The 26,754-nt window shown below is 40.4% G+C and carries 31 protein-coding genes and 1 pseudogene; 18 read left to right on the forward strand and 14 right to left on the reverse strand.

From position 1 onward, the window contains the following. Positions 1 to 22: 22 nt before the first annotated feature. Both yidC and Q8M62_RS06520 read right to left on the reverse strand, forming a co-directional pair. Positions 23 to 1,813 carry a membrane protein insertase YidC gene (gene yidC, locus Q8M62_RS06515; protein WP_304900824.1) on the reverse strand — a complete coding sequence of 597 codons (1,791 nt, stop codon included), beginning with the start codon at positions 1,811 to 1,813 and terminating at the stop codon, positions 23 to 25. Positions 1,814 to 1,853: 40 nt separating this feature from the next. Next, entirely contained in the window at positions 1,854 to 3,473 is a 1,620-nt protein-coding gene (locus tag Q8M62_RS06520) for a CTP synthase (RefSeq protein WP_304900823.1), read from the reverse strand. Positions 3,474 to 3,796: 323 nt separating this feature from the next. On the opposite strand from Q8M62_RS06520, the gene Q8M62_RS06525 reads away from it, so the two are divergent. Together Q8M62_RS06525 and Q8M62_RS06530 are read left to right on the forward strand one after the other, a co-directional pair. Next, on the forward strand, positions 3,797 to 4,570 hold the full coding sequence (locus Q8M62_RS06525; protein ID WP_304900822.1) for a hypothetical protein: 774 nt from the start codon (positions 3,797 to 3,799) through the stop codon (positions 4,568 to 4,570). A gap of 116 nt (positions 4,571 to 4,686) precedes the next feature. After that, complete coding sequence (locus Q8M62_RS06530) at positions 4,687 to 5,091, forward strand: hypothetical protein (RefSeq protein WP_304900821.1); 405 nt, start codon at positions 4,687 to 4,689, stop codon at positions 5,089 to 5,091. A 52-nt stretch (positions 5,092 to 5,143) separates the two neighbouring features. On the opposite strand, the gene Q8M62_RS06535 is transcribed toward Q8M62_RS06530, so the two are convergent. Both Q8M62_RS06535 and Q8M62_RS06540 read right to left on the reverse strand, forming a co-directional pair. After that, entirely contained in the window at positions 5,144 to 5,560 is a 417-nt protein-coding gene (locus Q8M62_RS06535; RefSeq protein ID WP_304900820.1) for a hypothetical protein, read from the reverse strand. Beyond that, complete coding sequence (locus Q8M62_RS06540; RefSeq protein WP_304900819.1) at positions 5,557 to 6,132, reverse strand: RNA polymerase sigma factor; 576 nt, start codon at positions 6,130 to 6,132, stop codon at positions 5,557 to 5,559. The genes Q8M62_RS06535 and Q8M62_RS06540 overlap by 4 nt, the downstream gene beginning before the upstream one ends. A gap of 110 nt (positions 6,133 to 6,242) precedes the next feature. On the opposite strand from Q8M62_RS06540, the gene Q8M62_RS06545 reads away from it, so the two are divergent. After that, positions 6,243 to 6,578, forward strand: a complete 336-nt coding sequence (locus tag Q8M62_RS06545; protein ID WP_304900818.1) for a DUF6249 domain-containing protein — start codon at positions 6,243 to 6,245, stop codon at positions 6,576 to 6,578. A 156-nt stretch (positions 6,579 to 6,734) separates the two neighbouring features. Here the strand turns inward: Q8M62_RS06545 and Q8M62_RS06550 are convergent, their stop codons facing one another. Beyond that, positions 6,735 to 6,962 (reverse strand): hypothetical protein, encoded by a 228-nt coding sequence (locus tag Q8M62_RS06550; protein WP_304900817.1) that lies wholly within the window; start codon positions 6,960 to 6,962, stop codon positions 6,735 to 6,737. A gap of 22 nt (positions 6,963 to 6,984) precedes the next feature. Continuing rightward, positions 6,985 to 7,527, reverse strand: coding sequence for a hypothetical protein (locus Q8M62_RS06555; protein WP_092729990.1), 543 nt, complete (start codon positions 7,525 to 7,527; stop codon positions 6,985 to 6,987). A 328-nt stretch (positions 7,528 to 7,855) separates the two neighbouring features. On the opposite strand from Q8M62_RS06555, the gene Q8M62_RS06560 reads away from it, so the two are divergent. The 9 genes from Q8M62_RS06560 to aroF all read left to right on the forward strand — a co-directional run bounded on the left by Q8M62_RS06560 (position 7,856) and on the right by aroF (position 16,359). Beyond that, the gene (locus Q8M62_RS06560) at positions 7,856 to 9,268 is read left to right on the forward strand and encodes an anthranilate synthase component I family protein (RefSeq protein ID WP_304900816.1); all 1,413 of its coding nucleotides are present in this window, start codon (positions 7,856 to 7,858) and stop codon (positions 9,266 to 9,268) included. Between the two features lie 83 nt (positions 9,269 to 9,351). Next, complete coding sequence (locus tag Q8M62_RS06565) at positions 9,352 to 9,720, forward strand: four helix bundle protein (RefSeq protein ID WP_304900815.1); 369 nt, start codon at positions 9,352 to 9,354, stop codon at positions 9,718 to 9,720. A gap of 149 nt (positions 9,721 to 9,869) precedes the next feature. Next, positions 9,870 to 10,436, forward strand: a complete 567-nt coding sequence (locus tag Q8M62_RS06570) for an aminodeoxychorismate/anthranilate synthase component II (protein WP_304900814.1) — start codon at positions 9,870 to 9,872, stop codon at positions 10,434 to 10,436. Positions 10,437 to 10,472: 36 nt separating this feature from the next. Further along, positions 10,473 to 11,483, forward strand: coding sequence for an anthranilate phosphoribosyltransferase (trpD, locus tag Q8M62_RS06575; protein ID WP_304900813.1), 1,011 nt, complete (start codon positions 10,473 to 10,475; stop codon positions 11,481 to 11,483). 9 nt (positions 11,484 to 11,492) lie between these two features. Then, entirely contained in the window at positions 11,493 to 12,311 is an 819-nt protein-coding gene (trpC, locus tag Q8M62_RS06580) for an indole-3-glycerol phosphate synthase TrpC (protein WP_304900812.1), read from the forward strand. Next, positions 12,311 to 12,937, forward strand: a complete 627-nt coding sequence (locus Q8M62_RS06585) for a phosphoribosylanthranilate isomerase (protein ID WP_304900811.1) — start codon at positions 12,311 to 12,313, stop codon at positions 12,935 to 12,937. Before trpC ends, Q8M62_RS06585 begins: the two co-directional genes overlap by 1 nt. Before the next feature lie 46 nt (positions 12,938 to 12,983). Continuing rightward, a complete protein-coding gene (gene trpB, locus Q8M62_RS06590; protein ID WP_304900810.1) occupies positions 12,984 to 14,162 on the forward strand; it encodes a tryptophan synthase subunit beta in 1,179 nt (392 codons plus the stop codon). Between the two features lie 226 nt (positions 14,163 to 14,388). Beyond that, complete coding sequence (trpA, locus tag Q8M62_RS06595) at positions 14,389 to 15,162, forward strand: tryptophan synthase subunit alpha (protein WP_304900809.1); 774 nt, start codon at positions 14,389 to 14,391, stop codon at positions 15,160 to 15,162. A gap of 177 nt (positions 15,163 to 15,339) precedes the next feature. After that, the gene (gene aroF / locus Q8M62_RS06600; protein ID WP_304900808.1) at positions 15,340 to 16,359 is read left to right on the forward strand and encodes a 3-deoxy-7-phosphoheptulonate synthase; all 1,020 of its coding nucleotides are present in this window, start codon (positions 15,340 to 15,342) and stop codon (positions 16,357 to 16,359) included. Here the strand turns inward: aroF and Q8M62_RS06605 are convergent. The 4 genes from Q8M62_RS06605 to Q8M62_RS06620 all read right to left on the reverse strand — a co-directional run bounded on the left by Q8M62_RS06605 (position 16,316) and on the right by Q8M62_RS06620 (position 18,739). Beyond that, on the reverse strand, positions 16,316 to 16,771 hold the full coding sequence (locus tag Q8M62_RS06605; protein WP_304900807.1) for a type II toxin-antitoxin system RelE/ParE family toxin: 456 nt from the start codon (positions 16,769 to 16,771) through the stop codon (positions 16,316 to 16,318). The two genes, aroF and Q8M62_RS06605, sit on opposite strands and share 44 nt — an antisense overlap. After that, positions 16,764 to 17,003 carry a type II toxin-antitoxin system ParD family antitoxin gene (locus Q8M62_RS06610; protein WP_304900806.1) on the reverse strand — a complete coding sequence of 80 codons (240 nt, stop codon included), beginning with the start codon at positions 17,001 to 17,003 and terminating at the stop codon, positions 16,764 to 16,766. Before Q8M62_RS06610 ends, Q8M62_RS06605 begins: the two co-directional genes overlap by 8 nt. 261 nt (positions 17,004 to 17,264) lie before the next feature. Then, positions 17,265 to 18,473, reverse strand: coding sequence for a 6-bladed beta-propeller (locus Q8M62_RS06615; protein WP_304900805.1), 1,209 nt, complete (start codon positions 18,471 to 18,473; stop codon positions 17,265 to 17,267). A gap of 26 nt (positions 18,474 to 18,499) precedes the next feature. Then, positions 18,500 to 18,739, reverse strand: coding sequence for a hypothetical protein (locus Q8M62_RS06620; RefSeq protein WP_304900804.1), 240 nt, complete (start codon positions 18,737 to 18,739; stop codon positions 18,500 to 18,502). Between the two features lie 225 nt (positions 18,740 to 18,964). Here Q8M62_RS06620 and Q8M62_RS06625 point away from each other — a divergent pair. Next, positions 18,965 to 19,209, forward strand: a pseudogene (locus Q8M62_RS06625) (3-deoxy-7-phosphoheptulonate synthase); the annotation flags it as partial. 81 nt (positions 19,210 to 19,290) lie between these two features. On the opposite strand, the gene Q8M62_RS06630 reads toward Q8M62_RS06625, so the two are convergent. The 4 genes from Q8M62_RS06630 to Q8M62_RS06645 form a co-directional block, all read right to left on the reverse strand. Then, the gene (locus Q8M62_RS06630; protein ID WP_304900803.1) at positions 19,291 to 20,373 is read right to left on the reverse strand and encodes a BF3164 family lipoprotein; all 1,083 of its coding nucleotides are present in this window, start codon (positions 20,371 to 20,373) and stop codon (positions 19,291 to 19,293) included. 69 nt (positions 20,374 to 20,442) lie between these two features. Further along, the gene (locus tag Q8M62_RS06635; RefSeq protein ID WP_304900802.1) at positions 20,443 to 20,724 is read right to left on the reverse strand and encodes a hypothetical protein; all 282 of its coding nucleotides are present in this window, start codon (positions 20,722 to 20,724) and stop codon (positions 20,443 to 20,445) included. 105 nt (positions 20,725 to 20,829) lie between these two features. Beyond that, complete coding sequence (locus Q8M62_RS06640; protein WP_304900801.1) at positions 20,830 to 21,816, reverse strand: glycosyltransferase family 2 protein; 987 nt, start codon at positions 21,814 to 21,816, stop codon at positions 20,830 to 20,832. Further along, positions 21,809 to 23,176, reverse strand: coding sequence for a hypothetical protein (locus Q8M62_RS06645; protein ID WP_304900800.1), 1,368 nt, complete (start codon positions 23,174 to 23,176; stop codon positions 21,809 to 21,811). Before Q8M62_RS06645 ends, Q8M62_RS06640 begins: the two co-directional genes overlap by 8 nt. A gap of 235 nt (positions 23,177 to 23,411) precedes the next feature. Between Q8M62_RS06645 and Q8M62_RS06650 the strand changes: the two genes are divergently transcribed. The 5 genes from Q8M62_RS06650 (at position 23,412) to hisA (ending at position 26,665) form a co-directional block, all read left to right on the forward strand. Beyond that, entirely contained in the window at positions 23,412 to 23,582 is a 171-nt protein-coding gene (locus Q8M62_RS06650; protein WP_304900799.1) for a hypothetical protein, read from the forward strand. Positions 23,583 to 23,922: 340 nt separating this feature from the next. Next, the gene (locus tag Q8M62_RS06655) at positions 23,923 to 24,714 is read left to right on the forward strand and encodes a phenylalanine 4-monooxygenase (protein WP_304900798.1); all 792 of its coding nucleotides are present in this window, start codon (positions 23,923 to 23,925) and stop codon (positions 24,712 to 24,714) included. 59 nt (positions 24,715 to 24,773) lie between these two features. Further along, positions 24,774 to 25,112 carry a hypothetical protein gene (locus tag Q8M62_RS06660; protein ID WP_304900797.1) on the forward strand — a complete coding sequence of 113 codons (339 nt, stop codon included), beginning with the start codon at positions 24,774 to 24,776 and terminating at the stop codon, positions 25,110 to 25,112. Between the two features lie 92 nt (positions 25,113 to 25,204). Then, a complete protein-coding gene (gene hisH / locus Q8M62_RS06665) occupies positions 25,205 to 25,801 on the forward strand; it encodes an imidazole glycerol phosphate synthase subunit HisH (RefSeq protein WP_304900796.1) in 597 nt (198 codons plus the stop codon). Between the two features lie 147 nt (positions 25,802 to 25,948). Then, a complete protein-coding gene (hisA, locus tag Q8M62_RS06670) occupies positions 25,949 to 26,665 on the forward strand; it encodes a 1-(5-phosphoribosyl)-5-[(5-phosphoribosylamino)methylideneamino]imidazole-4-carboxamide isomerase (protein WP_304900795.1) in 717 nt (238 codons plus the stop codon). Positions 26,666 to 26,754: the final 89 nt, after the last annotated feature.

Below are 26,754 nucleotides of genomic sequence, written 5' to 3' on the forward strand. Positions count from 1 at the left end.
CTGTTTCGAGCTCCTCTTAAATTTACTTTTTTCGGTTTGAATCTGCTGCTTTCATCGCGTCTTCCAGTTTTTGTTGAAACTTGGATTTCTTTTTATTGACGTTTTTGACTTTGCTCTCTTCTACTTTTGCTCTGATTTTCGCATCGTCTACAAAAAGCTTAATCAATGCCTGCTGTCCAAAAGTCACCACGTTGGACACAAAGTAATAGAAGCTAAGACCTGCAGGGTAGGAGTTTAGAATAAACATAAACATTACCGGCATGATGTAGCCCAAATTCTTCATAGGCCCGGTAGCAGTTGTCAGTTGATTGTTGAAGTGTGTATAAACGATCTGAGATACTGTCATCAAGAGCGTAAACAAACTGACGTGTGAACCATAGAAGGGGATGGTAAACGGCAACTTGATAAATTCATCAAATGTAGACAAGTCATTTGCCCAAAGGAAAGATTCTTGGCGAAGCTCGACTGCGTTTGGAAAAAAGAAGAACATTGCAAAAAGAAAAGGCATCTGCAGCAAAAGCGGTAAGCATCCGGATATTGGACTTACTCCCAATTGGGAGAAGAGCTTCATCTGTTCTTGCTGCATTTTTGTAGCATCATCTCCGTATTTCTCTTTGAGTTCATCAATTTCCGGCTTAATCACTCGCATTTTGGCCATTCCGATGTATGACTTGTAGGTCAAAGGGGATAAGGCCAACTTGATGATCAAAACAATCAGGATGATGATAATGCCGTAATTGTTAAAGTACTTTTCCAGAAATTCAAATAAATGAACGACGATGTATTTGTTGACCCAGCTAACAAAAAAGTAGCCCATGTCCACATTTTTCTCAAATCCATCAGTCACCTTTTTCAAGGTTTTGTATTTGTCGGGTCCAAAATAAAAGCTCAAGTCCGCTTTTCCATTCTGAAGCGGAATAGCAAATGAGGTACTCATGATCCGAACAATAGAAGAGTCGGCCGGAGTGGACTGCGCAACTTTTACATTTTGAAATACAGAATCCGCAATAATTCCTGCCGTGAAAAATCGCTGGCTAAAACCTATCCATTTTACAGGCTCGGTTAGTTGCTCCTCTTCTGAATCATTCCCTACTCCCAAGTTGTCGTAGGATTCGGAAGCGAGGTAATAATTGAGTTGGGTTTGTCTGCGGGATTCAGAGAGATCTTTTTCCTGAGCTTTTACCTTGTCTTCCCAAGTGAAGTTTATGGCATTGCCCGAAAAAACGCCTTGAAAACGCTCAATTTCAAGTGATTTTTTAACCTCAAAACTTCCGTCTGCCAGGGTGAATTTCTGAATGATACTGCCCGACTCTGTCCGGGCGGATAGGGTCAGGACTTGAATTTTGACTCCATCAAGTTCTTCTTCAGTAAGGTTTGAGCTGAAGTATAATTCAGAAAGGGCGATAGGGCCTTTGGTACTTTCAAGCGAAAAGTTCATAGAAGAACTTTTTTCATCCAGTAAAGCAAGGGGCTCCATGTTCCAGCTTTTGAATTCCTTTAAGATTACCTCCTTGATTTGCGCGCCTTTTGTCGAAAAGGTAATTTTCACCTTGTCATTTTCGAGAATCACATTTTCTTCCTCTCCTACTGTAAGGGATGCAAGAGCTCCATATTTGGAGATTCGCTGAGCATCAACCAGACTGTCCGGAAGAACCTCTATTGTAGGAACCTGGGGAGTGGCCAAAGTCTGCGCTTCAGTCTCTTGAGGTGTTTGCTCTATAGGCGGAATTTCGGGGCTACTCGCAAAAAATAAGGAGTAGATCAAAATCACCGCTGCAAAGAGAATTAAACCAGTTGCTTGATTTTTATCCATATTTCGTTAGTTCCACACCAAAAGTTTTGGTGCAAGTCGATTACTTTACTTTTTTATTGTCTATCGCTGCTTGGATAAATTTCACAAACAGCGGGTGGGGGTTTAAGACGGTACTTTTATATTCCGGGTGAAACTGAACACCAACAAACCAAGGATGGTTTTTCAGCTCCATGATTTCCACCAGTCCCGTATCTGGATTTTTACCGGTAGCGATCATTCCTTTACTCTCAACTTGCTCGAGGTAAGCGTTATTGAATTCATATCGGTGACGGTGTCGCTCCTGAATCTTGGTTTTTCCATAGGCAAGTGCGGACTTACTTCCTTTTTTGAGGTCGCAAGCATACGAACCCAATCGCATAGTACCACCCATTTGGTCGATTTTCTTTTGTTCTTCCATCAGTGCGATCATTGGATGGGATGTGTTTGAATCCATTTCAGTGGAGTTGGCGTCTTGGAGGCCAAGTACATTTCTGCCAAATTCAATCACTGCAACCTGCATTCCCAGACAAATCCCGAAGAATGGAATTTGTTGCTCCCGAGCATATCTGACAGTTTCGATCTTTCCTTCGAATCCTCTCTCCCCGAATCCCGGCGCTACCAGGATTCCATCAAGTTCTTCGAGTTTTGATTCGAAATTATCCGTATGAATTTCTTCGGATGAAATCAGCTTCAAACTGACTTTACACTCCACAGCCGCTCCGGCATGAGTAAAGGATTCGATAATAGACTTGTAAGAATCCGGAAGAGAAACATATTTCCCGATCAAACCAATAGTAACTTCCTGTGTGGGATTTTTCAATCTGCCCAAGAAATCTTTCCAATTTTCAAGATCGGTATTGGTTTTTGAAGAGAGCTTCAATTTGCTCATGACGCGTTCATCCAGCTTTTCCTTTTTCATTAAAAGAGGCACATCATAAATGGACTCTGCATCCATGGCCTCGATGACACTGTTTAGTTGAACGTTGCAGAACAGGGCTAATTTTTTCTTCACATCCATAGGGAGGTGATATTCTGTTCTGCAGACTAATATGTCAGGCTGAATACCCGCCTCAAGAAGTTGCTTCACTGAGTGCTGCGTGGGTTTTGTTTTCAATTCCTTGGCAGCCTTCAAATAGGGGATAAGCGTGAGATGAATGACCAAAAAGTTATTGGAACCCAAATCCCAACGTGCCTGCCTTACCGCTTCTATGAATGGTAAAGATTCGATATCACCTACACATCCGCCGATCTCTGTGATGACTACATCATATTTTCCCTCTTCACCAAGTTTGTAAAAATTACTTTTGATTTCGTCTGTAATATGTGGAATCACCTGTACTGTCTTGCCAAGAAACTCACCTTTTCGCTCCCTCGTGATTACATTGTTGTAAATTCTACCGGTAGTGATATTGTTGCTTTGAGAGGTGGTGACATTGAGGAATCGCTCGTAGTGCCCCAAGTCCAAATCGGTCTCCGCACCATCATCAGTCACGTAACATTCCCCGTGCTCATAGGGATTAAGTGTGCCCGGATCAATATTGAGGTAGGGGTCAAATTTTTGGATGGTCACACTGAATCCCCTGGACTGAAGCAACTTGCCTAGTGAAGCAGCAATAATGCCTTTTCCCAGAGATGAGGTGACCCCTCCGGTGATAAAAACGTACTTGGTGGATGAACCCATAAGAATGGAGGAGGAATGGTTTTAATTGGAATCTTATGGGATTCAAAATTAGGGAAATTTCCTGACTTGGTTTCGGAAGTTTGATCTGATTTTTGGGATTTGGTGATTTTTAGAACATTCAGTATTCAAAAGGATAAAAAGTAAATAGCGACAGTTTGTGTCGAAAGTTTTTTTCCTCTTGTCCTCTCCACTACCTTAGTATCGAAAAAAAGGAAAATTAATTCCCCGAAAAAAAGCTGACGTTAGGTTGCTTTAGAAAATATGTTTCGCGCGATAAATCAACCTTTCCCAATGTCTGATAAAAAACATAAATGACTTTAAATATGAAGACTAGAAACAAGAGTGTGATACTCGTGGATCAGCATATCGAGATGAACCCTGAGTGGATGGCTAAATTGAAAATTCAGGAGCAAGATGTTGTAATACTAGATCCGGAGAATTTATTTATCGAATTGGACTGGACTCAGTATGAAGATGACGTCCGTGTTATCAATATTATTTACTCCAGACTCTTCGAAGACGTAGTAATGAATAATAAAAAACTAATTTGTTTTTGGCCACTTGCTCAGCAATATGGTAGTGATTGGTTTGAATTGGAATCTCTATGTAAGGAAAATTCCTGCGAACTTGAACTATTTAAAAGTGGGTTTTTCGATGATGGAAATTATGGATTTAGCGAAGAAATGCTAAAGTCTTGGAAGAGTTTTGTCTTTTTTTTAATGGAATCCTTATTTGAGGATATCCAGCTTAATGAACATTTTGATGAAATTGCTACCCTAAAGTCTTCACGGAATTCAATTATTTTATTTACAGTCGAACAAGAAGGAGTAATCAGATACTCTTTTGTGCGCGATAATGAATTTCTTGAATTGGCGCCAAGCCAAAATTGGCTGTCAACAGGCGATAACAACCATTTGGAGTCTTTTGAGACATTCAATGAAATGCTTGAGAAATTGTTGATGAAGAATGATTTGAGTCTTTATGAATCAAAGTTCGTGGATATAAAGCTCGAAAAAACCTATTTCAATTTCCTTGCAAAGGAATTCAAAACAAAGAATCTTATTGAAAACTGGTTAAATACCTATTCAATGAATTAGAATTCAACTGCCACCAAGAAATTTATTTTATAAATAAATAGTAATTCCATTTATGTAATAGAAAGCAATTATTATATTGCAAGGATTTTTATGAACACAAATAAATCCTGAAAAAAATGAGAGAACTAATTAAAGAAGCCATTGTTGACCTAAAGAAAACAGATGGTTTTATCTACGTAACTGCCGAAGGAAAAAAAATTGATCTTCATGAAGCAGCGGCAAGGGGACTTGCAGTCACTCCTGTAAATCCAAAAGACGAAGTAATTAAAAAACTTGAAGCAGCTGGATTGTTTTTGACAGACTCAAAATTTGTGAATGAATTAAACGATCTAATCAGTGTTCTGAGCGGAAGTTCGGCTTCAAAAGGCGCAGGAAAGAGAAGATCTTTTTCTGATTCTGAAAAGTACAAAATTGTAGAAGAGTGGAAAAAAGTAGAAGCTGCCGGCAAAAAGACGAAGGCTGCATTTGCAAGAGAGATTGGAGTTGGCTATCAGACGTTTATCAACTGGCTGAAGAGCTAATTGTGTTTGATATAAACAAAAAAAAGACAGCCGTTTCGCTGTCTTTTTTTGTTTATACACTCACTTGTTTATTTCTTAATGTCCCCACAATCATTATAAATCCAAGGATAAAGAAAGCTATGATTCCTATTAAAAAAGGAGGGCTAAAATCGACAGTCGGTATTTTGAGATTATAAAAAGTTAAATCTGGAAGGGGAAGGTTAATAGGAGGGAGTTTGTCAAATAAGGAAGGGGATTCCCTTTCGGAAGGAATAAATAATATAGATCCTCCGAAAATCGAACTAATAAATCCAAGAATCAGCTTCCAACTTAAGGAGGAGATCACCGGTTGGTAAACTGCACTGGTTTTTTGGAGGGACTCGATTTTATTTAATACAGACATGTGAAAATCTTCCCCGGGAGATTGGACGCCAGCATCGATAATTAGTTTTTTTATCGGATCTGATACGCCATGCGTTTCCTTTTTCATTTTGTTCCTATTAATTCACTGTTTGTTAATTTTTGTAACGCAACCCCCAAATGGTTTCTGCCTCTGAATAGTTGGACTTTGATATTAGATTCTGAATTTCCTGTGATTGTTGAAATTTCCTTTATTGATTGGTCTTCCAAATAAAACAGTGTCAATACAACAGCCTCCGATGCACTGAGCATTTCTATTCCTTTTCTAACCAAAGCAGCACGCTCTTCCAACAGCATAATCTCCAAGCCTCCCATTAAATCCGCGGGTTCTTCCGGATTATTGACCAACTCTTCAACTAGAGTGAAATTACGCTTCACTTTTCGAAGTCGACTGAGGCATTCATTGTAGACTATTCGATACATCCATGTCGTAAACTTAGACTTACCCTCAAATCCAGACAGTGATTGATAAATTTTAACGAATGTGTCCTGGGCAGCCTCCTGAGCTTCTTCCGGATTTTTGAGCATGCGCACAGCAAGCGTGTAGACCAGGTTTTGGTGCTTTTGTACCAGCAAACCAAAGGCCTGCATATCACCTTGTCGGATTAGCTTGATGTATTGGTGGTCTTCCAGAAATCGCATTCATCAATTAGATGGAGTTGGGATGAAAAAAGTTACAATTTATTTTTTATAATTTTTTGTAACCTGGCTTTGACAACTTGCATCCAAAGGACAAACAAAACAAAAACTACATGCAAGAAGAAATCCTGATTCCGCTGATTATTTTCTCCACTATTTTTGGAGTGGCTTATGTGTATCTGACCACACGCAATAAAGAGCGACTTGCGCTTATCGAAAGAGGCGCTGATGCAAGTCTATTTAATTCCGGAAAAAAACGGGGATTAGGTTCCATCGTACTTAATCTTGCCCTGTTGGCAATTGGGATAGGAATAGGTGTGCTAGTTGGTGCCGGTTTGGAGCAAGGTGGAATGCACGGTGATGTGTCGTATCCCGCCAGTATATTCATCTTTGGAGGATTGGGGCTTGTTGCCAGCTTTTTTGTTGACAGAAAGCTTGAAAAGGAATAAGTCGGCAACAGGCTTGAAACAAATCATTATCCCGCGTTTCTTAATCTTTGAAATGCGGGATTTTTTATGGTTTGAAGGAAGGTGGGATTTTTGAATAGCGCTGCTATGGTGTAGAAAAATTTCAATACCAGTTTCTTAAATCCACTGAATCGATTATTATCCTTTTGCCAAGGTCAATTGAAATTCCAATGCCCCACAAGGCTTGAATTCATCTTCTTCCAAGTCTTCGAAAATCTCTTCGTCAAACTCCATTTCAGTCTTTTCGATCGTTCCGTTGGGATGCACAATCAACTCGATTCCTGTAAAATCCGATGGATTGACCATCACCAGAACTTGATAGTCGTCAAAAATGCGCTTGAAATATTGAGCGATTGGTTTGGCCATTTTTTCCTGCGAAGTTAATAAATCATTGAATAGTTGCGATTCTGGATGTGAGAATGATCACTTCACTAGGCGGTTTTTGACTACTTTTTATCCGGTCAAATACATAAAATGCCTGAGCTAAAAAGTCTTTTTCGTTTAAAGTTTTAACAGGTTTTATCCCAAAATTTTCCACTATGAACAGTGGTCCATAAGGGCCAATAACATCGTACCCGTTTCGGTTACGCTTCAATTTTACTTTAAAAACCTCACCATCAATAAACTCAAATCGGGCTGTTCCCCAAAAATAACTTCCTCTGCCTCTTGCTACCTGAAGTTTGGAGTCTTGATCAATAATTCTGGCATTTTTTATAATACCATTGTTGTTATTGAAGAAAATCCGGAAATGCCTTTCATTTTGGCGAAGATCAGCATATCGAAAACCCGGATCAACCTTAAGAGTCGCTCCTTCCACTCCCTCCGAAGTAAATCTTACTTCATGCATTGGGGTTTCCCAAACGGATTCCTGACCTTTTACTACCCCAAACGAGAAAATGATACTGAAAAAGAGGAGTGTTAGTTTTTTCATGGTTTGTCAGGATTATGTTCAATTTCTTGAACGGGTTGGGGAGTACTTGGTTTGAGTTTGATAGGAAGTACTTAGTTTAGGAATGAAACAGAGATGCTTTCAAAAGATTTTTTTGAAAAAAACGAAAACTTGCTTTGTCTTTTGTAATCCCTTTCTAAATTTGTCCCATTCTTATGAAAACAATCGCAAACAAATACTGGTGGTGGCATTCTACATCTTTCCAAAGGAAAGCTCAGAAAGCCGTTGCCTAAATTTTGTGCAACAACATAGTAAAAGGCTTACTGGATTTCCCGGTAAGCCTTTTTTTATATAAAAAAATCTACCCCGAATGAGCCACGTTAAATTTCCGATTCTGACTACCTACCGTAAGCGCTTGGCGGATACGATCACCCCGGTCAGTATTTATTTACAGATCAGAGACCGTTTTGCCAATCCGATTTTGCTGGAAAGCTCCGACTATCATGGTCAGGAAAATAGCTATTCGTTTATCTGTTTTAATCCGCTTGCTACATTTAGCTTCAATGCTGGAAAGGTTCAGGAAAAACTTCCTACTGGGAACCTTTTGGAGTACGAAGTGGGTGAGAAAAAGCGCTTGATGGATTGTCTGAGGACATTTGGAAATAAGTTTGATCCAACTCCCGATAAGTTTAAATTCAGTACCAACGGGCTTTTTGGATACATTCAGTATGACACGCTGGCCTATTTTGAAGACATCAAACTCCAAAACACCAAGCCCAATGAAACGCCGATGATGCAGTATTCCATGTACCAAAACATCATCGTGGTCGATCATTACAAAAATGAATTACACCTGTTCGAGCATCGCGTCGCAGGAGCAGAGAATCCGGAGTACATGGATGAAATTGAGACATTGCTGAACAACAAAAATATTCCTGCTTATTCGTTTAAGAAGATTGGTGAAGAGGTATCCAACTATACTGATGAGGAATTTCTCAAAATCCTAAACCAAGGACGGGAGCATTGCTTTCGGGGAGATGTGTTTCAAATCGTGCTTTCCCGAAGATTTTCCACAGACTTCAAAGGGGATGAATTCAATGTCTATCGCGCACTTCGCTCTGTAAATCCATCGCCATACCTTTTCTATTTCGATTACGGGTCCTTCAAAGTTTTTGGAAGCTCGCCAGAAGCCCAAATTGTAGTCAAAAATCGGAAAGCAACTATTTTTCCAATTGCAGGAACTTTCCGGCGAACCGGAAATGACATTGAAGATGCGGAATTGGCCAAAAAACTATTTGACGATCCCAAAGAAAACTCTGAACATGTGATGTTGGTCGACTTGGCCAGAAATGACCTTTCACGTTCTTCAGACAAAGTCGAAGTAGATGTTTTCAAAGAAATCCAATACTACTCACACGTCATCCATTTGGTTTCCAAGGTGACAGGGCATCTGCCTGAGGGCGCTAATCCGCTTCAGCTTGTGGCGGACACCTTTCCTGCAGGAACCCTCAGTGGCGCCCCAAAATATCGTGCGATGGAACTGATCGATGAGTTGGAAAATACCAGTCGGCAATTCTACGGTGGAGCGATCGGGTACCTCGGATTCAATGGAGATTTCAATCATGCCATTTTGATTCGATCTTTTGTCTCAGAAAACAATCAACTCAGATTCCAAGCCGGGGCTGGAGTCGTAGCCAAATCTTCGATTCCCTCCGAACTCCAAGAAGTAGCAAATAAGCTTGAGGCCTTGAGGGTGGCGTTACGGGCAGCGGAAGGGATTTAAGTTGTAAGGTTGTAAAGTGTAAAAGTTGCAAAGTTTTGGAGAGTTTGTCGGTTGTCTTGGAATTTGACCTAAATGACATTGAAATGAAAGTTAATAGTTTCGAAGAGTTGGTTATTTGGCAAAAGGCCATTGAAATTGGGGTAGAGATTTACCATTTGTCTGACCAAGTACCTTTGAAAAACGATTACAAATCGCGTGACCAACTTATTGGTTCTGTGGTCTCTATTTCTAATAACATTGCCGAAGGATTTGAATACAACAACAGAATCCAGTTTGTCAAATTTCTTGGATATGCCAAAGGTTCAGCCGGAGAGTTAAGAAGCCAACTAGCACTCCTTGTCAAAGTAAATCGGGTTTCTGAAGAGAAATATCTGATCCTGAGGGAAGAACTAATTGGACTTTCCAGACAAATCAAAGCTTTGGTAACCTATCTAAAAACCAAAAAAGAATAAAAATTGGACTTGAATTTAATTGTTCTAAAACCAATTAATATCAGTCATCATCATATCAATTCCTTAAGGGGAAATCTCAACCAATTGAACAAGGCTTGACTTTGGAAAACTTTCCAACTTTCCAACATTGCCACTTTCCAACTTTAAAAATGAAAATCCTCGTCCTAGATAATTACGACTCCTTTACTTACAACCTCGTGTACATCGTACGTCAGTTGGGATATGGAGCGCAGATGGATGTCTTCCGAAATGACAAAATCAGTTTGGAGGATGTCGACAAATACGACAAAATCATTCTTTCCCCTGGTCCTGGTGTACCTTCTGAAGCTGGAATCATGCCTGAATTGTTGAAGAAATATGGTTCAACGAAGTCCATATTAGGAGTTTGCTTAGGTCATCAAGCCATTGGAGAAGCATTTGGCGGAAGCTTGATCAATCTCTCAGAAGTCCTTCATGGCGTTGCCTCTAAGGTCACCGTTCAAAAGGACTTGCTTTTCGACCAAATCCCCGATACATTTAGTATTGGAAGATATCATTCCTGGGTCATCGACGAATCCACCCTTTCGCCTGATCTAGAAGTGATTGCCCGTACTCCTGATCAACAAATTATGGCAGTTCGTCATAAATGGTATAATGTTAGAGGCGTTCAGTTTCATCCAGAAAGTATTTTAACCGAAAATGGTGTACAAATCATGAAAAACTGGTTAGAATCCTGAGTCTACTAGCCCCATTAATCACCCACTTCCCCAGAAATGAAAGATATTCTAAATCAATTGATAGAGCACAAAACGCTTTCTCAAGATCAAGCTCGAGAGGTGTTGAAAAACCTTGCAACCGGAGCCTATAATTCCAGTCAGATCGCAGCTTTTATGACAGTCTATTTGATGCGAAGCATCACTGTTGAAGAATTACGAGGTTTTAGAGAAGCAATGCTGGAGCTATGTATCCCTGTGGAGATTGCAGAATATGACGCCATGGATCTCTGCGGCACCGGAGGAGACGGTAAAGACACCTTTAATATTTCTACGCTGGCATCGTTTATCGTCGCAGGAGCCGGGCAAAATGTGGCAAAACACGGAAATACCGGAGTTTCCTCGATCTGCGGCTCTTCCAATTTGCTTTCCTATTTCGGCTATGAGTTTACCAATGACATCAGCGAAATCCGTCGTTCCTTGGACGAAGCAGGACTTTGCTTCCTTCACGCACCGCTTTTCCATCCTGCTATGAAAAATGTGGCTCCCATTCGGAAAGAATTGGGAGTAAAGACATTTTTCAATATGCTAGGCCCGATGGTAAATCCGAGCTTTCCCCAAAAACAATTAGTAGGTGTATTTAGTCTTGAACTTGCCCGCTTGTATGGATACCTCTATCAGGAAATGGAAGGGAGATTCTCCATTCTTCACGCCTTGGATGGCTACGATGAAATATCACTCACCGGTCCCTTTAAAATGATTTCCAACCAAGGTGAAAAACTCCTAAATCCTGAAAATTTGGGCCTTTCCAAGATTACTGCTGAAAGCATTGCAGGAGGAGATACCGTTCAAGAATCAGCCAAAATCTTCGAACGAGTGCTGAAGGGTGAAGGTACCAAAAGTCAGAACGCTGTGGTGACTGCAAATGCCGCTGCTGCTTTGGTGACTGCCAAAGAAGGGTTGAACTTTCCCGATGCAGTAGCGCTTGCGGAAGAAGTTTTGCTTAGTGGGAAAGCCCTCCGCGTTTTCAACGGGTTGGTTAATCCTAAAACCACCATATCAGTAGCTTAATCATTAATTATGAACATTCTAGAAAAAATCATCGCAGATAAATACCGGGAAGTAGCTGATAAAAGCAGTGTGCTTCCTATTAAATTATTGGAGCAAAGTATCTATTTCGAAGGGAAAGTTGTCTCGATGAAAAAGTATGTGACCAACCCAGAGAAATCTGGGATAATCGCTGAATTCAAGCGAAAATCACCATCAAAAGGTATGATCAACGGTTCGGCTTCCGTAGAGCAGGTCAGTATTGGTTACATGCAGGCAGGCGCATCTGCCTTGTCGATATTAACTGATAAAGAGTACTTTGGAGGATCTAATGAGGACCTAAAAGTGGTTCGCAAATACAATTTCTGCCCTATCCTACGGAAGGATTTTGTGGTGGATGAATACCAGATTATCGAAGCAAAGTCCATCGGAGCAGATTGTATTTTGCTTATTGCCGCAGCACTTGAGCCTGGAAAATTGAAATCTCTTGCTGCTTTCGCAAAGAGCCTCGGGTTGGAGGTTCTTCTTGAAGTACATGATGGAGAAGAATTGGATAGATGTCTGAATGATCACGTCGATTTGGTAGGCATCAATAACAGGAACTTGAAGACCTTTGAGGTTTCTTTGGACACCTCTTTAAACTTGATCAATAAGATTCCTTCCAATTTTGTGAAAATTTCAGAAAGTGGAATTTCTGATCCGAATACGATGATTGAGTTGAAAAAAGCTGGATTTGACGGTTTTCTGATCGGTGAAAACTTCATGAAGTCAGCAAGGCCGGAACAGGCAGCTTACAATTTCATTAAAGAATATCGAAAGCTCCTGGCTGCGGCTGTGCTAAGCAAAGCATAATGGAAGTCAAGGTCTGTGGCATGCGTGAACCGGAGAATATCCGAAATCTGATTTCTGAGGTAAAGCCGGATTGGATGGGATTGATCTTTTATTCCAAATCCCCTCGTTTCGTCTCGGATGACTTGGCAGTGCAGATTTCTGAATTAGAAATAAATAAAGTTGGGGTTTTTGTCAATTCTGATCTAGAGACTATCCTTGAAAAAGTGGCTGATTTTGGGTTGAAAGCTATCCAATTGCATGGAAATGAAAGTCCTGAGTTTGTTCAAAATCTTGCCGAAAAGTCAGATTGCGAAATTTGGAAAGTCATTTCTGTTAAGGATGAAATTGAATGGGAAAGCCTGAAAAGTTATCTTCCCTTTGTTAGCAAGTTTCTGTTTGATACAGCCACAGCAGTACATGGAGGTTCGGGAAAGCGATTTGATTGGAAAGTTTTGGAAACTTATCCCTTCGACAAAGGCTTTCTACTAAGTGGCGGTTTGGATGAAGAAAGCGCAGACGAAGTTTTAGCTTTACGACAGCAAATCCCCCAACTCCAGGGAGTAGACCTGAATTCCAAATTTGAGGATGCTCCAGGAATAAAGAATATTGAAAAGTTAAAACGTTTTACAAAAATAATTAGACCATAGCAATTAGTCCATGGACCATGGACTACCAACTATAAACTTTGCAACCATGATACGTGTAGATGAAAAGGGCTTTTACGGAAAGTTTGGAGGGGCATATATTCCAGAGATGCTTCACCCCAATATTGAAGAACTGAGGGAAAATTGGGAATCGATCATAGCTACTCCGGAATATCAAGCCGAGTTTCAGATGCTTTTGAAAGACTTCGTAGGTCGTCCTACTCCATTGTATTTCGCTACCAGACTTTCTGAAGAATTCGGTGCTAAAATTTACCTGAAGCGGGAAGACCTCTGTCATACAGGTGCACACAAAGTGAACAACACCGTCGGGCAGATCATTTTGGCGAAAAAGCTGGGCAAAAAGCGTATCATCGCCGAAACCGGTGCCGGGCAGCATGGTGTGGCAACGGCTACAGTTTGCGCCTTAATGGGAATGGAATGTACTGTCTACATGGGTTCGCTGGATATCGAGCGGCAAAAGCCAAATGTAGAGCGGATGAGAATCCTCGGAGCCAAGGTCGTTCCGGCCACTTCCGGATCTCAGACGCTTAAGGACGCGACCAATGAAGCCATGCGTCAGTGGATTAATAATCCAGTAGATACGCATTACATCATCGGATCGGTGGTAGGGCCCCATCCTTATCCGGAGATGGTTGCCAGATTTCAGTCTGTGATTTCTGAGGAAATCAAGTGGCAGTTGATGGAAAAAGAAGGACGGGAAAATCCGGATGCAGTCATCGCCTGCGTAGGCGGCGGATCCAATGCTGCGGGAGCTTTCTATCACTATTATAATACACCTGAAGTGCGACTTATTGCTGTTGAGGCAGCAGGGCTGGGCGTATTTTCAGGAAAATCCGCTGCTACTACCGCATTGGGTACCCCCGGAATTTTGCATGGATCCAAGACCATTCTGATGCAAACTGAAGACGGTCAGGTAGTCGAGCCACACTCCATTTCTGCAGGTTTGGATTATCCTGGCATCGGACCGGTACATGCACATTTATTCGATGTGGGACGAGCCGAATTTGTCGCTGTGGAGGATGAGGATGCGATGAAAGCTGGAATTTTTCTCAGTAGAACTGAGGGGATTATTCCTGCCATAGAAACGGCCCATGCCATTCATGCTTTGAATATGATTGAATACCAAAAAGACGATGTGATTGTGATCAACCTTTCCGGAAGGGGAGACAAGGATCTGGAGACGTATATTAAGTGGGGAAATTATTGAAAGGGAGTACAAAGTATCAAGTACAAAGTACCAAGTAGGGCCAAGTCGTGAGTTAGTTTCATGTTAGAAACCCGAGTTTCGAATTTTGAACCCAAAGGCGGTAGGCAGGTAATGAATAAAGGAACGTGATGGCGTTCGAAGCACCAAAACTTTACAACCTTACCACTTTCCAACCTTTCAACCCAATTTTCTAATTTTCAAATCTTTCAATTTTTCAATCAACAAAATGAACCGAATAAATTATCTATTCAACACCAAAAAAGAACGGGTTCTCTCGATCTACTTCACAGCGGGTTTTCCGGAATTGGAGGATACGCTTCCGATCATGGAGGCTATCCAAGCTGGAGGAGCAGATATTATCGAGATCGGAGTTCCATACTCGGACCCGATTGCGGATGGTCCGACGATCCAGGACAGCAACCTGATCGCCTTGGAAAATGGCATGAGCCTGAAAAAGCTCTTCGATCAATTGAAAGGTTTCCGAGCCAAAATCCATCTTCCCGTAGTCCTGATGGGTTACCTCAATCCGATCATGCAGTACGGAATGGAGGCTTTTTGTAAAAAATGCAAAGAGGTCGGAGTAGACGGATTGATCCTTCCCGACCTTCCAATGCAGCAGTATCAGGATGAGTTTAAGGAGCTTTTCGAAGAATATGGTTTGTTCAATACCTTTCTGATTTCTCCACAGACTTCTGAAAAGCGGATCCGGGAAATAGACCAAAATTCAAACGGATTTATCTATATGGTTTCGGCACACAGCATTACCGGAGCGCGAACAGGCATCAGTGAAGAGCAAATCGCCTATTTCGAGCGGGTTAAAGCTATGAACTTGAAGAATCCACGATTGATCGGTTTTGGGATTTCCGATTCTGAAACATTCACCACCGCTTCGAATTATAGTAATGGATCAATTATTGGATCGGCTTTTATCAAAAAAGTAAAAGACGCCAAAAACCTGAGTGAAGACATTCAGGAATATATTCAATCAGTTATTAGTTAATAAGTTATCAGTGAATGGTTATTGGTAAAGTGTTAATTTGAGGATTAAAGGCAAAAAGTTAAAAAGTTGCCAACTCCCCCTTTTCAAAGGGGGTAGGGGGGATTTTCAAAAATTGCACTTCAATCTCAAAGGCTATCAAATACCTCGTAATTCGTAAATCGTAATTCGTACAAAAAAATGATAATTCAACTTCAACCCGATATTTCCGACAATCAAAAGGAAAAATTGATCAATCAGGTCAATGGGATCGGCTATAAAACCACCGAGGTCAAAACCCAATTGGGGGATTACCTGATCGGCATCGGCAAAAATGAATTCGACATCCGAAAAATCGGCCAAATGGATGGTATCCAGGATATCCATATTGTGTCTGATGAGTACAAGTTGGTTTCCAAAAAGTGGAAAGCCAAACCCACTTCTGTCGATCTCGGTGATAATGTCTTTATCAAAGACGGGGAAATGGCCATCATCACGGGTCCTTGCTCTATCGAAACCGAAGAGCAAATCCGGAAAGTAGTCGCCCACTGCGTGGAAAATGACATCAAAATGATGCGTGGCGGTGTATTCAAGCCCCGAAGCAGTCCCTATGCCTTCCGCGGATTGGGACTGGAAGGACTAAAACTCTGGCATGAAATCGCCTCTGCCGCCGGGATCAAGATCGTGACCGAAGTGATGCAGACTTCTCAGATCGAAGAAATGTATCCTTATGTGGATGTCTATCAGGTTGGCGCGAGAAACTCTCAAAACTTCAACCTCCTGGACGAACTCGGCAAGGTGGACAAAGCTGTAATGATCAAGCGGGGGATTTCCGGTACGATCGAGGAACTGCTACAGTCAGCGGAGTATGTCTTTTCCGGTGGAAATGAAAAGCTGATTCTCTGCGAGCGAGGTATTCGTACTTATGAGCGTGCTTCACGAAATACCCTGGATCTGAATGCAATTCCAATCCTGAAAGCAAAATCTCATTTGCCGGTTATCGTCGATCCGTCTCATGGCATTGGCATTCGATCTTATGTTCCTCAGATGGCCTTGGCAGGCGTGATGTCCGGTGCTGACGGAATCATCTATGAGTCTCATGAGATTCCGGAGAAGGCTTATTCAGACGGACAGCAGACTTTGGATTTTGCACAGAGTGCGAGATTGGCAGCTTGGATCAGAGAAAGCTTTGCGATGCGCAAATCTTTTGAGTTGCTTTAAAATGGAAACACCGATCGGTTGCTACATCAGTGGCAACCGATTTTACTTTATTCGGCATTTTTGAAAAGAGCTTTTTATCTGATCGAAAAAATAGGTTTTGCCTTAGGCTAAGTAGAATAACCGGAAGATCACAAGATTTTCGATAGATCCTGTCTCCAATCGCCATTATTTCAACGGTTTCTTGATTTATTCGAAAGTAAATGCTGTCGGATCCACAAACGCAACGTCTATATCCGGCTTTAATGTGATCAATAGATTCGAATGAAAAGGGTCTTTTTGCAATTACCTCAAAGCAATTGAAAAAATTGTAGAAATAGGTTTCAGCTTGGGTCAACCCAAACTTTTTTTCACCCCATTGATAGATTCGGATCAAATCCTCCTTTGCTTCTTCGCTCAGTCTATAGTTAGCCATTTACCGCGGCTTTAGCTTCAGCTAAAATCTGTTCTTTGGTATCGGAGGTAAACCCGCTTGTTTCCGCCCTTTCCAGTTTGGTTCTAAGCCAATCTATCTCAGCCTGCTGCTTTCTGGCTTGTCTGATCAGATCATTTACTAATTCACTTTTGCTGGAATATTCCTGATTATCCACTTGGGATTTTAGCCACTTGTCGTTGGGTGGGGTGAGAGAGATACTTTGTCGTGCCATATTGTAATATTTTGGTGTAAAAATACACCAGAAATGAATCAGGATCAAGCTAGTTGGAAGTGATTTCAGGAGTAGATACGTTCATATACCTCTCCTGAGATTCCGGAGAAAGCCTATTCTGGCGGGCAACAAGCCTTGGATTTTGCACAGAGTGCGAGATTGGCGGGATATGTTAGCGTTTTTAGGCAGCAATTTGTTTTGAGAAATATTACTTTCGAAGGCAATTTGAGTATAGTCGAGTTCTGCCGTGGTCGCCCGTTATTATTTTAGATGGTATATTATGAATACAGGGTTTTGATTATTAGGAGCGTTCAGTTTTTTTAATTTTTTGGTGAACTCATTTTGTTCTAGATTCATGGATTTTATTTTTTCATAGGCGTAATCAGGGTCAATATTTATTATTGCAGTTTGAGAGTATATGTCTCCCGGAGCAGATAGTGCTTGATTTGGGAGTATTTTCTCTAGGCCACCTTCAAAAGCCGATATGATTTTGGTTGTGTTTTTTTCCGTGTTAAATACTATTGTTCCATAGGCATTCATCCCTTTTTCGATTGGGATCAATAGATTTGATTGGCTGATGTTGAGGTGACTTCCTATGTGAAAAGGTTCGGATATATGTAGTTGATCTATGATGTCAACCGGATTGTGTATTTTTTCCGGGTTTAATTCTAGTTGGTTTTTATTAAATTTGAATTGGTGAATTGAGTAGTTCCCGTTCCAATCCATTTTCACAATATTACTTGAATACAAATCAAGGAAATAGAAGTTTTCGGAGCCATGAGTTCCGAAAAAGAATTGTGATTTGCTTGATAAAACTTTAATGTATTGACCTGGGTAATTTGTGAAATATGATATGTTCTTATCTTTTGGATATGTTTCTAGATTTAATTTTCCAATTCTTTTGTCTGCCTCAATTGTCATCACATTGAGAAATAAAATTTCTTTATCTCTCTCTATAAAGTCTCCTATTAGACCGATTTCATTGATAAGAGTTTCTTCGATGTAATTGCCTTTCATATCGAATTGCAGTATTTTTTTTGTTAATGAGCAATAAACTAAAATTCTATCACCAACTTGATTTATTCGTACTAGATTAGGAGTTTTAAACTGTCCAGGCCCTGCTCCGGATGCTTTGATCTCAAAAAGGTGATTTCCTTGTGTGTCGAAAACTTGAACTTTTTTTTGTTTATAGTTATCTATAATGATGAGCTTTTCCTCATAGACAAAATAGTTACTTACATGAGCTACTATTTCCATCTCGTTAGGCTGTATAACTTCGATGCTTTCAATTATTTGAGATAGAGAGATCCTTTCTCCCTGCATTGGGTCAATCAGGTGTGAAATAACTAATTGATCATCGAGTCTGCTTTTTTCTTGACAAAAGTTGAAAAGTATTACTAAAGATATTAGATAGATGTATTTCATTGTGTTTATAAATAAATGCCATAGGGCTTTATCTAAAAACCCCATGGCAGATGATGATTTAACTAAATTGACTAGGCATACTGCATTGGACAGCACCAACCGCCTTCCCTGCACTCGTATCTTCTTGGATAAATGGGTACGCCTATGGGGGACATTCCTACCGAATACCCTAACTCGTATTGGTAATGCAGGGCAATATCAGTTCCTGGGCAAGCGTCGTATACGGAGGAGCTTGATTGTGCCAATGCAGCATTATCCATCCTAATAAACTGATTCTCCAAGCTCACCTTCACATCAAAGAATAAGGCCATAAAGAATACTCCAATGGCAATTGGTTTTGCGATTTTTTTGAACCGTGATTTTCTTTTTATTGCCGTATTTAAATGATTACGGTATTGTAAATTGGGTTTTTTTAATCCTCCTGGTACGTTTTGAAAATTTTGGTCAATATAGTGTTGTCGGTTTTCTCTCTATAAATACAGTTTGGTTTTCTAGTTCGGGTAACTCAAATATAACTTTATTTCGACAATGCATTATCTCAATCCCATCTTCCAGGAATCATCCATCCGTCTCACTTCATAAGTATCCGATCCTATGTACCAAAGTTGGCCTTAGCAGGAGTGATGTCCGGTGCGGACGGAATCATCTACGAATCACATGAGATTCCAGAGAAAGCCTATTCGGATGGACAGCAGACTTTGGACTTTGCACAAAGCGCGAGATTGGCTGGATCAGGGAGATTTTTGCTAAACGAAAAATTTTCGAGTTGATTCAATATTGATAGAACACTGGAGTTAAATTAATTGTTTCCGCCTAGTTCAAAACAAATTCGGTTTTTGTTACTGTCAAGATTAATTATTACTTAATTCATTATGTTTGAAATGTCATATTTGTAAAACTCATCCGAGTGTACGTCAAAAGTGTAGAGTTCTTTATTGATGAAATCAATATCAAATGAAGTAATATGGCTTTCCATTTTTAATTCCATCAATGGGTTCCCATCCCAATCGAAGACTAGAATGGATGGAAATTTTTTTCTATTCATTTGATAATTGATCTCTTTTTCGTTGATATGAATAACAGCAAAGTAGTTTTTAAAAACTCGTAAGCCATCGAAAGTTCTTGTTCTATTCCACATATTTGTTCTTTGGATTGTATTGATATTGAAAGGATTATTCCCTATACAAATTGATTTTGAGAACGATCCATCCAAAGAATAAATGTTTAAATAATTTAATCCTACCGGCATTTCTACTATTTTTTTATTTATATTGCTATATTTTGTTATTGTTGACAAAATATTAATGTCTTCACCTTCCATTAATGAAGAGTTATTCAGCAATTCCATAAATTTCGGTATAGCTAAAGTTCCATTCTTGTAAATTTGCCTAATTTGACGACTAGGGGAATATTCAAATTTCTTTATGAAAAATGTAGTACTATCGATCATTGCAAAATTAAATAGAAAAGGAAGAATAGAATCATTGAGAACCTCGAGGTCTAATGTTCTTTGCTCAACTGACTTGTCAATATCAAATTTTAATATTCTTCCTTTTTCAAAGTCGTAAAGGTAGGCTATCAATTGATTATTTTCTCGAATAATAGAATTATTGCTTGCTACACTTGGACTTTGCATAAATTCTAAGGGACCTTCGCCTATCTTAAGATATTTTCCTAGGTCATTGTAATTTGGAAGAGAAAGAATTGTCCAAATACCATCATTTCTTGTGGTATAGATAATCAAAGTACTGTCGTATATAGCAAAATTTCTAATTCCAATAATGTCTATTTCTGGCTTTGATTTGTCAACTAGATGATAGGTTTTAGGAAACTCTGTAATATTAACTATTTGATCAAAAGCCATGAAATTTGGTTCGTCATTATTAGAAAAATTACAACCTACTAAAAATAGTAGTATTAATAATTGTGAATAAATTAAATTCATTGTCTTCATATGTTTTAAATAAATTTAAATAAAAGGGGATGTAAAATTAATTACAGTCCCCTTTTATTTTTATCCTGCACATTTACTTTTGCCTGACCAAAAGGATGGTTTGCTATTGCTTGCATAACTACATGATCCGCAATACAATGTTTGAACTCCTTCTTGGTAAGTAATCGTGTCCCAACATTCTATTTGGCCAGTTCCTCCACTTGAAGAACTTGATTGTGCCAAAACAGCATTATCAATTTTGATAAAAGGATCCTCCAGACTCACCTTCACATTAAAGAACAGTGCCATAAAGAATACCCCTATGGCAAGAGGTTTTGCGATTTTTTTGATCAGTAATTTCATGATATTAGTTTTTAAATGTGATTGTTTTGAAATAAGGTTGTTTCGTTACCCCGATACGTTTTGATTTTCCTGATTGAAGTATCAAAAGTGAATTTTTATCCTAGGTCATGCTTTCCTCCTTTCTGTTTGGAGTGAAATGACTTTTTCTACCTGTTGGTAATCCTGTGATAAATTCAAGTTGGTTTTGGATATCAGATAGGCGGGACGCTGACTCACCTCCCGGTAGATTTTTCCGATATATTCTCCGATCACTCCCAGGACAATCAGCTGGATGCTGGACAGAAAAACGATACTAGCCACCAATGATGCCCAACCCGGCACCGTCATGCCCAGAAAAACGATGCTGATGGCATAGACTCCATATCCAAAGGCAAGAAATGCAAAAACTATTCCCAGGGCCAAAGCCATCCGCAGCGGTTTGATACTAAGTGAGGTGATCCCATTACTTGCCAGGTTCAACATTTTGGATAGGCTGTAGCGGGTGCTACCGGCCAGTCTTTTTTCTTCCGTATAGTTGACGGTGGCTTGGGAATACCCTACCCAGGAAAAAACTCCTCTCAGGTAGAGATTCTGACTGGAAATCCCCCGAATAACATCTGCCACTTGCCGGTCAAAAAGTCTAAAATCCGCCCCATGGGGTACAATGGGATATTCTGCCAACCAGGATAATATCTGATAATAGGTTTTTGATGTCCACCGCTTTAAAAAGACGGGCTGCCCTTCATTTTTACTTATTGCGGTTACGACCAGCCTTCCTTCCTGCCATACGGCAATCATCTCAGGAATCAATTCGGGTGGTTTTTGCATATCCGCATCCAAAGTCACGATGCAGTCGCCTTGGGCATGGTCTATCCCGGCTTTGAGGGCGGCCTGATGTCCGAAGTTTCTGGAGAAACTCAAGAAGGAAATCCGGTCGTCCAAAGTGGCAGCCACTTCCATTTCCTGTTGGGTCGTGTCCGTACTCCCGTCGTTGATCAGGATGATTTCAAAGGAATATCCGACCAAAGCATCTTCGATTCGTTGGATTAATACCGGAATATTTTCTGCCTCATTGTAGCAGGGGACGACCACGGAGATTAAAAAGTCAGTCATGCTCGATCAGGTTAAAGAGTGGTTCAATTGGTTCTGCTTCTTGTCTTTTTTCGATCAGTTCGATCACATTGGATTTCGTGGATTCGCTGTCTTTCCATTCTGCGGTTCTGAGATTTGTCTGCACTCCCAAAAAGATCAACCAAACCAAAGCTCCAAGCAGGATGAAATTTCGGTTTTTTGATTTGTAGGAGGTAATCCAAGTTTGTCCCACACCAACCAAGACCCAAGCCAATCCGATCACACTGAGGTACATATACCGGTCTGCGGTGATGACCGGTCGGGGGAGGGGAATGATATGCAGCACTAGCGTCAAATTGACTAGAAAGAACAGAAAACCGAAAACCACGATCGAATTCCCTTTTTTATATTGCTCCCAAACAAAATAGCCAATGATCCCCGCCAGAAGGATGTACCCCCAATAGTGAAGGGGAAGGGCTTCTCCCGGGGACATCGGATAGGGATGGAAGAAGTACAGTTTGGCTGGTGCTAGAAACCGAAATACATATTCCACCAGGCTATGGAAAGCAAAAGCAATTCGATGGTACATGGGATAGCCGGCCTCCTGCTGAATCCCACCGGGCGTATTGATCCATGTAAAATACAGGAAGCCCAAGGCGAGTATAAGGAACGGAAATTTTTCTAGGACTTCTTTGGAAGAAAATAGGGGTCTCCAAGTCAGTCCTGTAAACCGTCCCCATGCAAAATCGATAAGCAGCAAATTGAGTGGCAGGATAAGGGCTTGTTCTTTGGATGCAAATCCAAAAACATAGGCTGTAGTAGTCAAAATCAACCAGATTGGCCTGTTATCATGAATGTATCGCAGATATGACCAGATTGCGGTTAATGTAAATAAGCCGTAAAGGATGATTTTGGAAGCACTGATCCAAGCGACGGATTCCACTTGAAGGGGATGAATGGCAAAAATTAATGTCGCCAAAAACGCAAGGATTTGAATCTCAAATGAACTTAGGCTTGGTGAAAATCTGGAAAAAATGGAAGTAGAAATGCTAAAGACCAAGGCGGAATTGAGGAGATGAATAAGGAGGCAAGTCACGTGAAAGGCACTGGCGTTCATTCCTACCAGCCGATGGATCAATAAATAAAATAAGGAGTTGACAGGAGAATACTGTCGCTGCCAAAAATGAGTGAAATGAAAAAAAATTGTCTTGAGCGAATCATCTAAAATCAAAGGATTATCTAGCACCTGCCATGTATCATCCCAAGCCAGTTGAAAACTGTTGAAGAACGTGGGGAAATACGCAACAACGGAAATGATCCCAAGCAACACAATCACCATAGCGCGGTTGAGATATACCGATGTGTTTCTAAAAGATAATTTTAAAGAGTTGATGATTTCCATCTCAAAAATTTTGATTGGTTAAAAATAAGAGAAGAATGTTTTTAAAAATCGGACAAAATCGGACAAAATCGGACAAGCTGAATTTATCTGGGTCTCTTCAAAGGGTAATTCAAGAATCATCAATAAATAAATCAATAGGCCGAAATCGTTTTCGTTATTTTCTTTTTTTGTTTTTCAGATTATTTAGTTAATCTTATCTTGGTATATTTTATAGTTGAACACAAACTTTTTTCAAATGACCCAAAAAGCCAAATCCCGTCAGGAAATCGCCGAAGAGTTTGGAATTTCTGCCAAAACACTTTTCCGGTGGATGCTAAAAGAGAATATTCAGATTCCTCAAGGATTAATTTCTCCCAAGGATCAGGAATTGATTTATAAGAAATTTGGGAAAGTAATTAGTAAGTGACTTTGCAAATTTTTTTTCCATACTTTTTCGGGAAATCTTTTGACCTTTTGTGAAAATAAAATTGTCGATTGAAGAACAGCTTCTTAAATTCACGTCATGAATCCGACACCAAGAACCTACGTACATCATTCCTATCGTCTCCTCCATTGAGGGAATAGGAATGCTTTGGTTTTTGCTGAAGAATTAAAAAGGCCTATTCCATTGCTGGTGTAGGCCTTTTTTGGTTTAACCACTCAAAGGTTATGCTGCTTCTCCAGAAGCAGCATTTCGGTTCGATTTTAAAGTCCTGCTTCTGGAGAAGCAGGACAAAACAGTAGAGAATTATAAACCCAAGTATAAAATGACTGAAAAACCCAAAGACTGGGTCTTTACCGACCCGAGATTAAAAGAGTTGAAGCAGGATTATGCTGCTTACACGGAGGAAGATTTTAAAGTTTGGAGGATTCTATTCGAGCGGCAGATGCCTAATCTTCCCAAAGCAGCCTCTGAGGCATATTTGGAGGGAATAAAGACGGTGAAATTTGCCGCTGACCGAATTGCCAATTTTGAAGAACTTAACGAGATCCTTTCCAAAACCACCGGATGGAAGGTGCAGGTTGTGCCAGGGTTGATTGATGATGATTTGTTTTTCGGTTTGCTGCACAACAAGCGTTTTCCTTCTTCTACTTGGCTCCGCAAAATGGAACAGCTCGACTACCTCGAGGAGCCGGATATGTTTCACGATGCCTTTGCCCACATGCCGCTTTTGGTCAATCAGCATTATGTTGATTTCCTCGAAAATCTCTCTGGAATTGCATTGAAGCATATTCAGAACCCATGGGCGATTCAGTTGCTGAGCAGGATTTACTGGTTTACGATTGAGTTTGGACTGATCCGTGAACATGGGGAATTGAAAGTTTACGGAGCTGGAATCTTGAGTTCTGCTGGAGAGACGAAGTTTTCACTTTCCGACGAACCCAAGCACTTCCCTTACGATGTCCGTCAAATTATGAGTACAGAATACTGGAAAGATCGCTTTCAGGATAAATATTGGGTGATCGACAGCTACGAGCAGCTTTTTGAATCTCTGCCTGAGATTGAAGAAGTGTTGGTGGAGATGCTGGCAAATAAGACGCAAGATGCTAGACAATAGACTTTAGATTCTCTGGTCTTGGATTGAACTACTTATTAGGCACTTATAAAGGATGAAAGATGACTGATTATGAATCTGAAAAAAAGTTGAAATTAATTGGTGACTTGGTAAGTAATTCAAGAAGGATTTTAAGTAATGAAATAGCATTTCCTTTGGGAATTCACTTAATGTCTAAAATTTTCAGATGGATCAATGATATCGAGCCATTAGATTTTAGCTCAAATGACTTTTTTGAGTATGAAAATCAGCTAGACACTTATCCTTTAGGGACAGATAGGTTAAAATATGATATTGATAAACTGATTCAATATGAAAAGGAAATAAGTGAGTTGAATGAAATGTACCGACCGAAATTGATGCGATTATGCAAAGAGATAATAAATAAGTTCAGTACTTAAATAATCCCAATTTATCATTTTAATTATAAATCAGATCTTAATATTCCTTCTTCCAGTCTTGAATCTTGTGTCTAAAGTCTAGCTTCTAAAAAATGAAAATCGCAATAATCAAATACAACTCTGGAAATGTCCAATCGGTCCTATACGCGCTTGAGCGATTGGAGGTGGAAGCTGAATTGACGGATGATCCGGAGAAAATTCATGCCGCCGACAAAGTAATCTTTCCCGGTCAGGGAGAGGCAAGTACTGCCATGTCCTACCTCAAAGCCCGAAAACTGGATCAGCTGATCAAAGAGTTGAAGCAGCCATTTCTGGGGGTTTGTCTGGGTTTGCAATTGCTTTGTGAGCATTCTGAGGAGAACGATACCGAGTGCTTGGGGGTCTTTCCGGTGAAAGTGAAGCGCTTTATTCCCGAAAATTCTCAGGAATTCAAAGTGCCGCATGTGGGTTGGAATGAACTGGAAAACTTGGCTCAGAATCCCTTGCTAACCGACTTGCCTGCCAATCCCTTTGTGTACTACGTGCATAGCTTTTACGCAGAGTTGAGCGAATTCACGATTGCTACCACCCATTACATTCACGATTTCACAGCGATTTTGCACCGGGATAATTTCTGGGCGATTCAGGCTCACCCTGAGAAAAGTAGTGTGGTGGGAGAGAAACTGTTGGCGAACTTCCTTAGGATTTGATAAGCTCAATTTGTGAAAAGTTCGAATTACGAAATACGAAATACGAGCTACGAAGTCTTTTGAAATGTTTAGACTCAAAACTAGGGAAACCTTACAACCTTCTAACCTTACAACTTTCCAACATTTTCCAAATCTTCCAATCCAATAATGCACATCATCCCAGCCATCGACCTCATCGGAGGCAAGTGCGTCCGACTCAGTCAGGGCGACTACAGCAGCAAAAAAGAATACCACGACGATCCACTCGAAATGGCCAAGCGTTTCGAAGGAGTGGGAATTCGTCGACTTCATCTGGTAGATTTGGATGGGGCCAAAGCCAAAAAGATCATCAACGGCGAGGTTTTGGAGCGGATTTGTGCTGGAACTTCCCTTCAGGTTGACTTTGGAGGAGGAATACAGGCGGATGAAGAGATTGAAAAAGCTTTTGCCTTGGGAGCAAAGCAGGTAACTGGAGGAAGTATTGCGGTGAAAAATCCTGTTCTTTTCGACGAATGGATCAGCAAATACGGTTCAGAAAAAATCATTCTCGGAGCAGACGCGAAAAACAAAAAAATCGCAGTTGGTGGCTGGGAAGAGACTACTTCAGTGGATTTGATTCCATTTATCAAAAGCTATTTTGAGAAGGGGATTCGATACGTGATTTGCACTGATGTAGCCAAAGACGGTTTGTTGCAAGGGCCTTCGATGGAACTTTATCAGGAGATTCTGCAGGAAATTCCTGAATTGAAATTGATCGCGAGTGGAGGTGTATCCTCAGTAAAGGATCTGGAGGAACTGGAGAAAATTGGTGTTTACGGAACGATTGTCGGCAAGGCGTATTATGAGGGAAGAGTGACGCTGGAGGAACTGGCAGCTTTTGAATAAGTATCAAGATATTAGACATAAGTATCAAGACAGGAGAAAGATAAAGGGATGCAACTTTACCACCTTACTACATTACCACCTTTCATCCC

It is taken from the genome of Algoriphagus sp. (assembly GCF_030694375.1).
Classification (GTDB): Bacteria; Bacteroidota; Bacteroidia; order Cytophagales; family Cyclobacteriaceae; genus Algoriphagus.

Bases quoted from the DNA above. Each gene is read 5' to 3' on its own strand.
- Q8M62_RS06610 (WP_304900806.1), bottom strand. From the start codon at position 17,003: ATGGCACGACAAAGTATCTCTCTCACCCCACCCAACGACAAGTGGCTA.
- Q8M62_RS06545 (WP_304900818.1), top strand. From the start codon at position 6,243: ATGCAAGAAGAAATCCTGATTCCGCTGATTATTTTCTCCACTATTTTT.
- aroF (WP_304900808.1), top strand. From the start codon at position 15,340: ATGATAATTCAACTTCAACCCGATATTTCCGACAATCAAAAGGAAAAA.
- Q8M62_RS06560 (WP_304900816.1), top strand. From the start codon at position 7,856: ATGAGCCACGTTAAATTTCCGATTCTGACTACCTACCGTAAGCGCTTG.
- Q8M62_RS06565 (WP_304900815.1), top strand. From the start codon at position 9,352: ATGAAAGTTAATAGTTTCGAAGAGTTGGTTATTTGGCAAAAGGCCATT.
- trpD (WP_304900813.1), top strand. From the start codon at position 10,473: ATGAAAGATATTCTAAATCAATTGATAGAGCACAAAACGCTTTCTCAA.
- hisH (WP_304900796.1), top strand. From the start codon at position 25,205: ATGAAAATCGCAATAATCAAATACAACTCTGGAAATGTCCAATCGGTC.
- Q8M62_RS06525 (WP_304900822.1), top strand. From the start codon at position 3,797: ATGAAGACTAGAAACAAGAGTGTGATACTCGTGGATCAGCATATCGAG.
- Q8M62_RS06520 (WP_304900823.1), bottom strand. From the start codon at position 3,473: ATGGGTTCATCCACCAAGTACGTTTTTATCACCGGAGGGGTCACCTCA.
- Q8M62_RS06605 (WP_304900807.1), bottom strand. From the start codon at position 16,771: ATGGCTAACTATAGACTGAGCGAAGAAGCAAAGGAGGATTTGATCCGA.
- trpA (WP_304900809.1), top strand. From the start codon at position 14,389: ATGAACCGAATAAATTATCTATTCAACACCAAAAAAGAACGGGTTCTC.
- Q8M62_RS06635 (WP_304900802.1), bottom strand. From the start codon at position 20,724: ATGAAATTACTGATCAAAAAAATCGCAAAACCTCTTGCCATAGGGGTA.
- Q8M62_RS06570 (WP_304900814.1), top strand. From the start codon at position 9,870: ATGAAAATCCTCGTCCTAGATAATTACGACTCCTTTACTTACAACCTC.
- Q8M62_RS06645 (WP_304900800.1), bottom strand. From the start codon at position 23,176: ATGGAAATCATCAACTCTTTAAAATTATCTTTTAGAAACACATCGGTA.
- trpC (WP_304900812.1), top strand. From the start codon at position 11,493: ATGAACATTCTAGAAAAAATCATCGCAGATAAATACCGGGAAGTAGCT.
- Q8M62_RS06550 (WP_304900817.1), bottom strand. From the start codon at position 6,962: ATGGCCAAACCAATCGCTCAATATTTCAAGCGCATTTTTGACGACTAT.
- Q8M62_RS06585 (WP_304900811.1), top strand. From the start codon at position 12,311: ATGGAAGTCAAGGTCTGTGGCATGCGTGAACCGGAGAATATCCGAAAT.
- Q8M62_RS06640 (WP_304900801.1), bottom strand. From the start codon at position 21,816: ATGACTGACTTTTTAATCTCCGTGGTCGTCCCCTGCTACAATGAGGCA.
- Q8M62_RS06650 (WP_304900799.1), top strand. From the start codon at position 23,412: ATGACCCAAAAAGCCAAATCCCGTCAGGAAATCGCCGAAGAGTTTGGA.
- trpB (WP_304900810.1), top strand. From the start codon at position 12,984: ATGATACGTGTAGATGAAAAGGGCTTTTACGGAAAGTTTGGAGGGGCA.
- Q8M62_RS06630 (WP_304900803.1), bottom strand. From the start codon at position 20,373: ATGAATTTAATTTATTCACAATTATTAATACTACTATTTTTAGTAGGT.
- Q8M62_RS06540 (WP_304900819.1), bottom strand. From the start codon at position 6,132: ATGCGATTTCTGGAAGACCACCAATACATCAAGCTAATCCGACAAGGT.
- yidC (WP_304900824.1), bottom strand. From the start codon at position 1,813: ATGGATAAAAATCAAGCAACTGGTTTAATTCTCTTTGCAGCGGTGATT.
- Q8M62_RS06535 (WP_304900820.1), bottom strand. From the start codon at position 5,560: ATGAAAAAGGAAACGCATGGCGTATCAGATCCGATAAAAAAACTAATT.
- hisA (WP_304900795.1), top strand. From the start codon at position 25,949: ATGCACATCATCCCAGCCATCGACCTCATCGGAGGCAAGTGCGTCCGA.
- Q8M62_RS06660 (WP_304900797.1), top strand. From the start codon at position 24,774: ATGACTGATTATGAATCTGAAAAAAAGTTGAAATTAATTGGTGACTTG.
- Q8M62_RS06530 (WP_304900821.1), top strand. From the start codon at position 4,687: ATGAGAGAACTAATTAAAGAAGCCATTGTTGACCTAAAGAAAACAGAT.
- Q8M62_RS06655 (WP_304900798.1), top strand. From the start codon at position 23,923: ATGACTGAAAAACCCAAAGACTGGGTCTTTACCGACCCGAGATTAAAA.
- Q8M62_RS06620 (WP_304900804.1), bottom strand. From the start codon at position 18,739: ATGGCCTTATTCTTTGATGTGAAGGTGAGCTTGGAGAATCAGTTTATT.
- Q8M62_RS06615 (WP_304900805.1), bottom strand. From the start codon at position 18,473: ATGGGGTTTTTAGATAAAGCCCTATGGCATTTATTTATAAACACAATG.
- Q8M62_RS06555 (WP_092729990.1), bottom strand. From the start codon at position 7,527: ATGAAAAAACTAACACTCCTCTTTTTCAGTATCATTTTCTCGTTTGGG.